An 11,726-nucleotide genomic window follows, 5' to 3' on the forward strand; every position below is an offset into this window, starting at 1 on the left:
AAATCATAATATGAGAATATTGTGAGATATTCAATGTTTTAAAGTGTAAGAAAAGTTTAAATTATCATAAGGTGGGGGTTTTAGATTTCCCCTTTTTCAGATAATTCCATAAAACGTTGTTCAATAAGTGCTGCATTTTCTTGCAAAATTTCGATGAGCTTTTCAACATTTAAAAAATCAAAACGATTTTTAGAGGCAACTAAGGTCAAAGCTAAAGGTACTTCTTTGGTTGAAAATCGGACAGGAACCGCTAGACCTGAAACATTTGGGTCAATCTCACCTTGTGAGAAATAGAACCCTTGTTTTTTAATTTTACGCATACGCTGGATAAAGCTTGGTTCATCTTCAGCAAAACCTGATTGTTTTAATTCTTGCTGGTAACGGTGGTAGTAGTCTTGCATGCGTTGTTTACTTAAATGCGAAACCATTGTTTTTGGAGATGATCCAACGTAAATCGGTCTTGGGCAGCCTCGGCCATATGAAAGTAGCTCAGTGTCTTTAAATATTTCATGATGTATGTCAATGCAATAGTCATCATTTAAATAGGTAAGCAAACAGCACAGTTCGGTACGTTCTACAATATTTCGCATAAACGGTGTGCTGATCTGAACTAATGGATCGGTTGTTCTGGATATATAGTCAAGAACAGCAATTTTTGAGCCTAAGGTATAATCGCCAGAGGTTCCATTAATACGCTTTAATAGATCAGCCGATACTAGTTCTTTGAGGTAACGGTAACTCGTTGGTTTGGACAAGCCAAGTTCTTCGCAAATAATATCGACATTAATGATTGGACGCGAAACTGAAAATAGATCCAGTACGGTTAAAATTTTGCCAAAACTTGAAATTGCCATAATGTCTTGTTCGTATCCTTTAACAACGAGTCATCTTTGAGTTTTTATAACAGAAAAAAAGAAGGTTTGTCTCAATTCTAAAATAAATGCCTGATTTGAGTATTTTACTCTGACAAAGAGAAAACTTCTCTTGGCTTATACATCATATACGATAATTAAAAAATATATCAAATTATCAAATAGAGATATTTTAGTTGACTAAATTGCTTTATTTTGAAAAAATTGCCAAACAAAATATCTAATTGAGAAATTGATCGGTTCCAGATTGATTTCTTGATACCTCTTCTTTCCAAAGCTTGGCCGTTTAAATGGCGCCCAAACTGAAAGCATCTCGGCCAATCAGGCGAGATGTGGAAAAATCATTGTATTGAAGGATGCTCCTCATATCATTTGCTTTGAGGCAAATGGCAAAGTTGTGTTGTCTTTAGAAAGACAATCAAATATTGAAGGGCATGCTCATCAGTTCAAATCTGTATTTGAGATGAGTTCATGTTATTAAAGCAAATACTGGCGTTCCGCCCGAGTAGGCTTGATCTGATCTTTGCCTTAAAAACATTTATTGCCGGAATGTTGGCACTATTTGTTTCATTTGAATTAGATCTGATTAACCCGATGTGGTCGATTGGTACGGTCCTGATTATTGCCAATCCATATTCAGGAATGGTGTCCTCTAAATGTGTCTATCGGGTGGTAGGGACAATTGGTGGAGCTGTGATTGCCTTAACTCTAACACCACATTTAATTAATACACCTTGGATATTTACCGTGGTGTTATCGTTGTGGGTGGGTTTTGCGCTTTATGTGTCGTTACTTGATCGTACTCCACGTAGTTATGCTTTTATGCTGGCGGGTTACTCGACAGCCATGATCGTCTTCAATGCGATTACCTATATTGATCAATACAATATATTCGATATTGCTTTAGCTCGGGTTATAGAAATTTCGATTGGCGTGATTTCAAGTGCAGTGGTTTCTGCCACGATTCTTCCAATGCATATTGGCTCAGCAATTAAACAGCGGGTGATAAAAGCCCTAAAAGATACAGAAAATCTGTTTGCTAATTTATTAAATACAGATTCGCAGCAGAACAATACCCAGCTTTTGGCTGCCATTACTCGCGACACCACAGATATTCATGCCTTGGCAGTACATTTGAGTTATGAAAAGGGTGAACTGCATGGCATGACCAAACCCTTGCAGGAAATGCTTCATCAAATCTCAATGGTGGTCGCTAATCTAGTCGCTTTATCTGAGCGTATCAAGCAGCTCCAAGAACTTAGATTTATCGAGACTCATGCAGAAAAACTGCAACAGCTTTCAGCTCATGTTGTACAGTTTTTAGAGCAAAAAGATCTGATTATTGATGAAAATATTTTGCAGTTGCCTGATGATTTTGAAAGTGATTTTGCAAGTTTGATGGAATCGGCTTCTACACATCAACAAGTTTTGGTTGCAGCTATGAAAATGGATGTGCGCCATTTCATTAGCAATGTGTTGGCCGTTAAAGTTTTGTGGCAGCGAATTCAGCAAGGTAATAAAGAAATTCCTGACAACATTACCCCAATGACGACCAAATATCCAAGTTTGCACCGTGACCATGGTGTGGCGATACGGGGCGGTATTAGTGCAGTTCTTATTACATTTATTGTGACTGGGGTCTGGATTGTTTCGGGATGGAAAGCTGGATTTATGATGGCACAAATGGGTGCAGTAACCGCCTGTATTTTAACGGCCTTAGATAACCCCGTTCCGGTTCTGCGTATTTTTATCTGGGGTAGTATTGCTTCAGCCGTTTTAGTTTTCATTTATGCGTTTGGTATTTTTCCACATGTCACAACTTTTTGGGAACTTGGACTGGTTTTATTACCGATGTTCTTATTCGCAGTGTCTATGATGGCTAACCAGATGCTAATGCCAGTAGGAATGGTTTTGGGTATTAATACCATGATGGGGCTAAACCTGCACAATGCTTATAGCATGGATGCGGTGTCTTATCTTGATAGTTCATTTGCCATGATCTTAGGTGTTTTAGTGTCTTTGATTGTCATTGATGTTGTTCGTGCCATGTCACCAGACACGAGTGCCAGCCGTATTTTAGCCTTGCATTACCGTGCCATGCGACAAGCGATCTACCTGCCATATGGTCTTGATTTTAAAGTTCATCTACGCAGTATGTTAGATCGGATTGGGATTCTGAACAGCAAAATGGTGCAATCGGATGAGATTAAAGCCTCAATTCAACAAGCACTAATTGAGTCGAGTAGTATTGTTGATTTAAGCCGATTACAAGAGTTGGCTAATCAGTTTCCTCAAACATCCGAACTCACTCAGCATATTGGTGATTTGCAACAAAATCTGGATGAGCTGTTTAGAGCTAAAGAAAATGACGGAAACGATACGACAGTTTTAGTAGAGAAAATCTACCGAGCATTATTTGAATTAAAACAGCTTGCTTCAAATGTTGAAGATATGACTATACGACAAAGACTACTCATTTCACTGAACAATATTGCTTATAGCATGTGCCATGTTTCATCAGAGCAAATGAATGAAAGCAGCACCCTAAGAGGAGCCACAGCAAATGGGTGAGTTTAATGTTTATGGTATTTATGTGCCTTCTTTGCTCGTTCAAGCACTCTTGGCATATATCTGTTTCCGTGGGTTAAGTCCTTTAACAAATAAGTTGATTGCACAAGGCTGGATTGCATTACCTAGTATTTTTAATTTGTGTTTTTACCTCTTATTACTTTTGGTAATACATCAAATTTTTGTTGGGGTCGGTGCGTAGAGATGTTTGCGAAATTAAAGATTGAGTTAGGTGAGTGAAATGAATCAGGTGGATTTGAAAAAAGTCATCCGTCCAGTAATTTTGATTGTCGCATTAATGGTGGCGGTCTATACCATTGTGCATTTATGGAATTACTATAATGCGGCACCGTGGACGCGGGATGGTCGAGTTCGTGGTGACGTTATTCAAGTATCTTCGGATGTCGCGGGGCTTGTGACAGAAGTATTGGTTCAAGATAACCAGACTGTAAAAAAAGGTCAGGTGCTCTTTAAAATTGATGTTTCTCGCCGCGCTTTAGACGTAGAGCAAGCAAAATCTGATTTAGCAAAAGCAAATGCAGCCTTTGCACAAGCGCAAGCTGGTTTAGCACAAGCAAAAGCGAACCTGATTAAATCGGATACGAATATTAAGTTAGCCGAGAAAAACGCAAGCCGCTATTCAAACCTCATGGATGGCGCTATCTCTAAACAAGAACAAGATCAAGTTTTCGCAACACGTGATCAATCTCACGCTGAACATGAGCAACTCCAAGCTGCTATTCAACAAGCCGAAGCAACTGTTAAGCAACAACAGGCTCTGATTGAGGCGGCAACGAGCAACTTGCATTTGGCCGAGCTTAATATGCATCGTGCTGCGGTAATTGCTCCAGCTGATGGTACTTTATCTAACTTTGATATGCGCCCAGGTAACTATGTTCAAGTTGGTCAGGCTGTTGCGGCACTACTTGACCGTAAACAACTCTATGTTGTGGGCTATTTTGAAGAGACGAAGTTAAACCGTATTCATGTCGGCGATCAGGCCAGTGTACAGTTAATGGGTGATAGCCAGAAAATTAAAGGCCATGTACAGGGTATTGCATCGGGTATTGAAGATCGTGAACGCTCAAGCAGCTCTAATCTTCTTGCCAATGTAAACCCAACCTTTAGCTGGGTTCGTCTAGCGCAACGTGTGCCTGTGAAAATCGTATTAGATGAAACACCAAAAAACCAGCTTGCTTTTGTCTCTGGACGTACGGCAACTGTGCATATTATCGAGAAATAAAAAAGGAAGGCTTTAGCCTTCCTTTTTAATATTACGGGGTTAAACCGACCGGATTTCGATACCAACTCTGAATGAGTAAGGCGGCTGCAAAACTATCTGCAGAAAGTTTTTTTGCTCGACCTTGCTCTTGGTAGAAACCGAGTTCTTCTCGTGCTTCACGTGTAGTTAAACGCTCATCTACCATTAATGTTTCAATATTGGTTTGATGGCGTAAACGTCTCGCAAATTTGCGAGCACGTGTAGAAAGTTCTGACTCGCTATCATCCATATTCAAAGGCAAACCAACCAAAAATAGATCAGGTTGCCATTCTTTCACGATTTTTAAGAGTTGATCCCAGTTTGGAATTCCATCTTTCATCACAAATAGAGGGAGAGGATTGGCACTTTCAATTGAAGACTGACCAATTGCCATTCCCATTTTTTGAGTACCAAAGTCAAAAGCCATAATCGATTTTGATTGTGTTTCGGTCATTAAGCATGTCCGATTTCAGATGCTAACCATGCACGATCTACACCGATCTTTTTATAAGCTGCATCCCAACGATCGTCATAAGGCAGGTTAAAAATCAGATCCATATCCGCATCACAAATGAGCCAGTCACCGCGTGTAATTTCATCTTCTAACTGATTTTTACCCCAGCTCGCATAACCTAAAGCAATTTGATATCGACCAACACCTTCATTATGGGCAATCGCATCAAGAATATCTTTACTGGTGGTAATACAAACATTTTCACCTACAGCGATAGATGAATGCCATGTCGGTTGTCCAGTATGAAGAACGAATCCAGCCTCGGGACGTAATGGCCCACCTTGTAAAACCACATGTGGATTTACATTATCTGCTTCAATGTCGAGATCATTGAGTAATTCTTTAATTTGAATGCCGGAAGGGCGGTTAATAATAATGCCTTGAGCACCTTCTTCATCATGACGGGCAAGATAAATTACAGTGTTTGCGAAAAAGTCATCTGCCATTTCTGGCGGGGCAATCAGACAACGGTGAGTCAGATATTGTTTGGTCACCTAAGCGGTTCTCCCTCAAAAAATGTCACTAGAGGGTCTCTCGACCCTTTTATCTATATAGGTTCTTTTTATCAACATACAAGAGTTAATCGGTTTTCGCCAATCTTTTTCTCTCATTTTCTTTATTAATTTGAAGAAGCCTGAAATTTAAGTTGGCGTAATTGTTTAGCGTGTTGCAAGGTTGTTTCATTAATTTCAACACCGCCTGACATGCGTGCTAACTCAGAAATAATTTGATTTTCATCAAGTTGTACAATGGTACTGCTGGCTGGATCAGTTTGTTGTTTCTTCACTAATAAATGCTGATCTGACTGAGCAGCAACTTGTGCTTGGTGAGTAATACATAAAAGTTGAACATGTTGGGCTAGGTCAGCAAGTAAACGTCCCACAACTTCTGCGGTTCCACCACTAATCCCGACATCAATTTCATCAAACACTAACACTTCTGCTTCGGTTTTTTCAGCGTTCATCACTTGCATGACAAGTGCAATACGTGAAAGTTCACCACCTGAAGCTACTCGTGCTAATGGTTGTGGAGGAATACCCTTATTGGCAGTAAATAATAGTTGAATAAAGCTTAAGCCTTCAGCTGTAGGTTGCTCTAGTGGTTCAAACTTAAACTCAAAATGTGCCTCTGGCAGTGCTAAAGGTTTAACTTGTTCGGTTAATTGTTTAGCAAGTGGGGCAGCAGCTTCACGACGAATATGATCTAAATGCTGAGCTTTCTCTAAGAACTCCTCATGTGACTTTTCAACTTGTTCTGCCAGTGTTTCTGGGTCTTCAAGTTGATGCAATTGCTCAAGCTCACTTTGCCAAGCTTCATATTCTTCTTTAAGCGTTTCTGGTTGAGTTCGGTATTTACGTGCTAAACGATGGAAAACTTCAAGTTTAGAGTTGAGCTCTTCCATTCGTTCTGGATCAAAACTTTGTCGATCAATAAATTGACGCAAGTTTGCCGTTGCATCATCTATTTCACTTTGAGCATTCAGTAAAGAATTATAAATCTCGGAAAGTTGTTCGCTGCGGCCCGAGTGGGATTCTAATCTGCGAATAATCGAAGACATTTCTTGAGTAATGTTTTGCTCAGCTTCATCTAATACATTTAAGCTATAGCTACAGTCTTGCATGATATGTTCATGATGACTGAGGCGATCGAACTCTTGCTCAATTTCTTTATAGTCAGTTTGAATGACCTCTTCGAGTTCTTCAATTTGATGCTCTAAAGTGCCAATACGTTGTAGTCGGGTTGCTTGTGCATCTAAGGCTGCTTGATGCAAACGGATGGTACGTTGCCATGTGCTATAGGCTTCACGTACATCGTTCGCTTCAACATAAAAATTGTTATAACGGTCTAGCCAATGCTTTGGATAAGGCGGTTCAAGCAGCTGCTGCTGGCTGTGCTGACTATAGAGCTGAACCAGCAAACGGCCTAACTCTTTGAGTTCAGAGAGACTGCTCGGGCGACCATTAACCCATGCTTTGCTGCGTCCAGTTGCGAAAATCACACGACGTAAATGGATTTCCCCAGAATCATCATCTAGCTCGTGGTCTTGGAGCCATTTTGCTTCAGGACTATTATTTTGATAGGTAAAAACAGCGGTAATATCCGCTTTGTCCGAACCATAACGGACATAATTTGTATCTGTACGTTCCCCTAGGCAGGCAGAGAGTGCATCCAGTAATAATGATTTTCCGGCACCTGTTTCGCCTGTTAGAACATTAAATCCTTGTTCTATATCAATAGCCAAATGATCAGCTAATGCAAAATTAATTAAAGTTAAATGTGTGAGCATAAACGCATCCAACGCGCCAAATTATGGGTTAAAGATAGAGAAGTTTTGAATTTGCTACAAGTGATCTATTATTCTAACTGAAATTATAGAACAGCAAGATTGTGGATATTTACAATGAAAAAAACATTAAGCTTACCGAAACCACCAATAGGGATGATCAACCGCCATAAAAAAAATAATCCTGCGGAAATGAATAAAATTTTAAATCAGCATTTTAATGCATTTAAACAAGCCGCAGCACAAGGGAATTATGCCAAAGCTTATCAACAGTTAAACAAGCTGTTAATTTGATTCCCAAGCATGCTGGCGCCTTATCAGATTTAGCTTATACCGAATTGCGCTTAGGCCGTTATAACGATGCCTATCAACATTATTTACAAGCGATTCAAGCAAGTGGAGCTAACGTAAATACAAATTTATATGATGGACTCACAGAAGTTTGTCATCATTTAAAGAAAAAAGAAGAAACAATCAAATTTGGACGTTTGGCAATTGCAACCAAAAAAGAACTAGCGAAGAGCGAACCTGTTTTGGCAATTCCAGATCAGGTACCACCAACCTTTAGTGCAAACCCTCAAGAAAATATTATTGCTTTTTCATTGTTTGGGGCAAACCCTCGCTATTGTGAAACCTCTATTTTAAATATTCAGTTAGCCAAACAAATTTATCCTGAATGGACGTGTCGCTTTTATGTCGATGATACGGTGCCAGTACTGGTGCAACAGCGTTTAAAAGAGAAGGGCGCGCAAGTTATTCAGGTTACAGATTCTCAAAAACAGCTATCTGGTCTGTTCTGGCGCTTTTTGGTAATGGATGATCCGACAATTAAGCGTTTTCTGATACGTGATGCCGACTCCATTGTCTCGCACCGCGAAAAAGCAGCTGTAGATGCTTGGCTCAAGAGTGATAAATGGTTTCACTTAATGCGTGATAATTATTCTCATACTGAGTTAATTTTGGCTGGAATGTGGGGCGGGTGTACAGGGATTTTTCATAATATTGAAGCACATATCAGGGATTATGTTGCCACCGGACGTTATCTCGATAATCGGGTGATGGATCAACATTATTTGCGCTATTGTATTTGGCCAACTTTAAAACAAAGTGTGCTTATACACGATAGTCAGCAATTTGATTCAGATGCTATCGATTTTCCAGCTTATGATCTGGCGTTAATGCAAAACGACAGTGAAAATTTTCATGTAGGAATGAATGACGGTTCACCAATAATTACTACAGCAGTTGCCCATCCAACTGCACAAAGAGTATGTTGGATACTTCTAGATGAAAATCAGGTCGAAGTTTGCAGATACGATGCAATTGTGTCGAGTAGTCGAAATATTGAGATTAACTTACCTAATGCTTTTGCCAAAAAAATTCAGGCACAGCAGTGGAAATTACAAGTCTATCCGTATGAAAACTGATTGATTAGTTATTTAGGCACAATTAAACTACATTCATCATAATTTATATAAATACGGCATTATCTGGAGAGTGTACATGAGTTCAACCCAATTTGATCATGTAACGGTCATCAAAAAATCAAACGTTTATTTTGGTGGAGCATGTATCAGCCATACTGTGCAATTTGAAGATGGAACGAAGAAAACACTAGGTGTTATTTTGCCGACTGAGCAAGCTTTAACTTTTGAAACTCATGTTCCTGAGCGTATGGAAATTATTTCAGGTGAATGCCGCGTAACAATTGCGGACAGTAATGAAAGTGAGTTGTTCCGTGCAGGCCAATCATTTTATGTGCCTGGTAATAGTCTTTTTAAAATCGAAACTGATGAAGTGCTTGATTACGTGTGCCATTTAGAAGGCTAAGAAATTCCTATTCAAATCGGGTACACTATGCCCAAAGAAATCCTGTGAAGTTGGCTTTGCAGGATTTTTATTTTTTTGCTCAAACGTTGTTAGAGGTCATGCATGGCAAAACCGGAATATTATTATGGCGTTCATTCAGTGGAGTCATTGTTAGAACTTGAGCCGGAACGTGTGCTAACCCTGTTTACTTTAAAAGGACGGGATGACCAGCGTTTGCAAAAGATTTTGCAATTGGCAGAGCCTTTTGGAATTAGTGTACAAAAAGCAAGCCGTGATAGTCTCGAAAAGCTTGCAGGTCTACCGTTTCATCAAGGTGTGGTTGCAGCAGTACGTCCGCATCCGACTTTAAATGAAAAAGATCTAGATCAGATCTTGGCTGAAACCCCAGATGCTTTATTGCTGGCATTAGATCAGGTGACAGACCCGCATAACTTAGGAGCCTGCATTCGTACCGCAGCTGCAATGGGTGTGCAAGCGGTGATTGTACCTCGTGATCGTTCGGCAAGTTTAACCCCAACAGCTCGTAAAGTTGCAGCGGGTGGAGCTGAGAAAGTTAAATTCATCCAAGTAACAAACTTGGCTCGTACATTAGCCCATCTCAAAGAGACGACTCATACACGTGTGATTGGCACTATGCTTGATGAAAGTGCAATGCCAATTCAAAAATGTGATTTCGCGGGTCCCGTCGTGATCGTGATGGGAGCAGAAGATACGGGTTTACGCCCAATTACACAGGCACAGTGTGATCATAAAGTTTATATTCCGATGTCTGGAAATTTACAAAGCCTAAATGTGAGTGTGGCAACGGGTATGGCACTTTATGAGGCTTGTCGTCAGCGTTCTGAGGTATAATCTAGCTGCCTTTCTAGTTTTGTAAGCAGTCTTGATATGTCTCCCAGTAAGCAAGGTTATTTTTTTGTATTGGTGACCATGTGCATTTGGGGCGGGTTTACACTTTTTGCCCGTTTAAATGCACAGTGGCACATCAGTGCTTGGGACATTGCTGCACTGCGCTTTGCTATCGCCTTCCTGATTTTGATGCCTATTCTGATCTATAAGAAAGATCTCGCTTTTTTGTGGAGTAAGCACGCTGTTATTTTGGCGCTCATTGGCGGAGTCATTTATTGTCTTACCGTCTACACCGCGTTTCTCTATGCTCCCGCTGCACATGCTGCCATTTTTTTAAATGGTTGTATTCCAATTTGTACTGCAATTGCAGCATACATTTTATTTAGACAACCATTTGATAAGCATACATGGGTGAGTCTGGCAATTATGATTACTGCCTTGGCTCTCATGAGTGTGTTGATGTTGCAAGGTAACGCTTCGGCCTTTGGCGTGGGGGATTTACTTCTTTTTATTAGTGCGATTTGGTGGGGCATTTTCACTGTATTACTTAAACAGTGGAAACTTTCTGCATGGCACTCTATGGCAAGTGTTGCGATTTGGTCTGCAATTATTTATTTACCCATCTATGCTCTATTTTTGCCTAAAAACTTCATGGAAGTGAGTCCTGTTCATTTAGCGATACAGGGCATTTTCCACGGTGTGTTTGTCGTTATTATCGCAACTTTGACTTATGTAGCAGCAATTCAGCGACTTGGTGCTTTTAAAACGGGAAGTATTGTCACTTTGGCGCCGTTTATTGCTGCCATTTTAGCTGTACCTTTACTTGGCGAGTTATTAAGTCCATCAATTGTTGTGGGCTTGGTTGGAATGGGAGTCGGTGCCTTACAACCTTGGCGCTGGTTTCGACAAGATAGCTTGGCACAAAAAATTCAGCAGCAAAATAAGCAAAACTAGTTGGCGCGCTTCAAATAGCTTTGATGTAAAGGCTCTAATTGCTGATATAAATGTTCGAGTAATCCGTCATTAAATACAATGTCATTGGCAAGTTCACGTTTACGCTCGCGCGGCATTTGAGCTGCAATAATTTTCTGGATTTGTTCTTGATTTTGCCCATCACGTTGGCTTGCACGTTGTATTTGAGTTTGTTCACTCGCATCAACTAATAGAGTGTGATTAACCAATTCATGCTGGTTGGTTTCAAAAAGTAGGGGTGAGACTAAAATCACATAAGGACTTTTTGGGTTTTGTAGCTGTTGAATAATGGATTGGCGAATGGCTGGATGCGTGATTTTCTCAAGTGTTTGTCTTGCTTCAGGGTTTTGAAAAATATATTCACGTAGGGCACGACGATCTAGATTGCCGTCGGGTTGAAGCACCCAATCTCCAAAAGTTTGTTGGATTTTTTGGAGGGCAGGTTGGCCTTTTTCAACCACTTCGCGAGCAACAATATCGGCATCGACGACTTGGATTCCTTGGGATTCAAACCATTGTGTTGCAGCAGATTTGCCACTGCCAATACCACCTGTGATTCCCAGAATAAAAGCCATC

Annotated in this window: 12 protein-coding genes and 1 pseudogene; 8 read left to right on the forward strand and 5 right to left on the reverse strand. The window is 40.2% G+C overall.

All coding sequences use genetic code 11. The annotated features are described in order from the left end of the window. Positions 1-80: 80 nt before the first annotated feature. Positions 81-854 carry an IclR family transcriptional regulator gene (locus HJG58_RS00205; protein ID WP_016142387.1) on the reverse strand — a complete coding sequence of 258 codons (774 nt, stop codon included), beginning with the start codon at positions 852-854 and terminating at the stop codon, positions 81-83. A 367-nt stretch (positions 855-1,221) separates the two neighbouring features. Here HJG58_RS00205 and HJG58_RS00210 point away from each other — a divergent pair, with 367 nt between their 5' ends. The 4 genes from HJG58_RS00210 to HJG58_RS00225 are packed head-to-tail and all read left to right on the forward strand — an operon-like array spanning position 1,222 to position 4,683. Then, entirely contained in the window at positions 1,222-1,353 is a 132-nt protein-coding gene (locus HJG58_RS00210) for a hypothetical protein (RefSeq protein WP_002115031.1), read from the forward strand. Next, positions 1,344-3,443 (forward strand): FUSC family protein, encoded by a 2,100-nt coding sequence (locus HJG58_RS00215; RefSeq protein ID WP_170247554.1) that lies wholly within the window; start codon positions 1,344-1,346, stop codon positions 3,441-3,443. The genes HJG58_RS00210 and HJG58_RS00215 overlap by 10 nt, the downstream gene beginning before the upstream one ends. Then, a complete protein-coding gene (locus HJG58_RS00220) occupies positions 3,436-3,642 on the forward strand; it encodes a DUF1656 domain-containing protein (RefSeq protein WP_002115096.1) in 207 nt (68 codons plus the stop codon). Before HJG58_RS00215 ends, HJG58_RS00220 begins: the two co-directional genes overlap by 8 nt. 39 nt (positions 3,643-3,681) lie before the next feature. Next, the gene (locus tag HJG58_RS00225; protein ID WP_170247555.1) at positions 3,682-4,683 is read left to right on the forward strand and encodes an HlyD family secretion protein; all 1,002 of its coding nucleotides are present in this window, start codon (positions 3,682-3,684) and stop codon (positions 4,681-4,683) included. 31 nt (positions 4,684-4,714) lie between these two features. Here HJG58_RS00225 and ruvX read toward each other — a convergent pair whose 3' ends face one another. The 3 genes from ruvX to recN form a co-directional block, all read right to left on the reverse strand. Further along, the gene (gene ruvX, locus HJG58_RS00230; protein WP_002115066.1) at positions 4,715-5,155 is read right to left on the reverse strand and encodes a Holliday junction resolvase RuvX; all 441 of its coding nucleotides are present in this window, start codon (positions 5,153-5,155) and stop codon (positions 4,715-4,717) included. Then, a complete protein-coding gene (locus tag HJG58_RS00235; RefSeq protein WP_002114753.1) occupies positions 5,155-5,709 on the reverse strand; it encodes a YqgE/AlgH family protein in 555 nt (184 codons plus the stop codon). Before HJG58_RS00235 ends, ruvX begins: the two co-directional genes overlap by 1 nt. A gap of 125 nt (positions 5,710-5,834) precedes the next feature. Continuing rightward, entirely contained in the window at positions 5,835-7,502 is a 1,668-nt protein-coding gene (gene recN / locus HJG58_RS00240) for a DNA repair protein RecN (RefSeq protein WP_170247556.1), read from the reverse strand. A 114-nt stretch (positions 7,503-7,616) separates the two neighbouring features. On the opposite strand from recN, the pseudogene HJG58_RS00245 reads away from it, so the two are divergent. From HJG58_RS00245 to HJG58_RS00260, 4 genes and pseudogenes are all read left to right on the forward strand, one after another. Continuing rightward, positions 7,617-8,926, forward strand: a pseudogene (locus tag HJG58_RS00245) (tetratricopeptide repeat protein). A gap of 76 nt (positions 8,927-9,002) precedes the next feature. After that, positions 9,003-9,329: a pyrimidine/purine nucleoside phosphorylase gene (ppnP, locus tag HJG58_RS00250; protein WP_002115102.1), complete on the forward strand. Its 327-nt coding sequence runs from the start codon at positions 9,003-9,005 to the stop codon at positions 9,327-9,329. 102 nt (positions 9,330-9,431) lie between these two features. Beyond that, positions 9,432-10,181 carry a 23S rRNA (guanosine(2251)-2'-O)-methyltransferase RlmB gene (gene rlmB / locus HJG58_RS00255; protein WP_016142380.1) on the forward strand — a complete coding sequence of 250 codons (750 nt, stop codon included), beginning with the start codon at positions 9,432-9,434 and terminating at the stop codon, positions 10,179-10,181. 36 nt (positions 10,182-10,217) lie between these two features. Beyond that, complete coding sequence (locus HJG58_RS00260) at positions 10,218-11,132, forward strand: DMT family transporter (protein WP_170247557.1); 915 nt, start codon at positions 10,218-10,220, stop codon at positions 11,130-11,132. On the opposite strand, the gene coaE is transcribed toward HJG58_RS00260, so the two are convergent. Then, positions 11,129-11,725, reverse strand: a complete 597-nt coding sequence (gene coaE, locus HJG58_RS00265) for a dephospho-CoA kinase (RefSeq protein WP_081175453.1) — start codon at positions 11,723-11,725, stop codon at positions 11,129-11,131. The genes HJG58_RS00260 and coaE overlap by 4 nt on opposite strands. Position 11,726 lies beyond the last annotated feature (1 nt).

It is taken from the genome of Acinetobacter geminorum (assembly GCF_013009345.1).
Classification (GTDB): domain Bacteria; phylum Pseudomonadota; class Gammaproteobacteria; order Pseudomonadales; family Moraxellaceae; genus Acinetobacter; species Acinetobacter geminorum.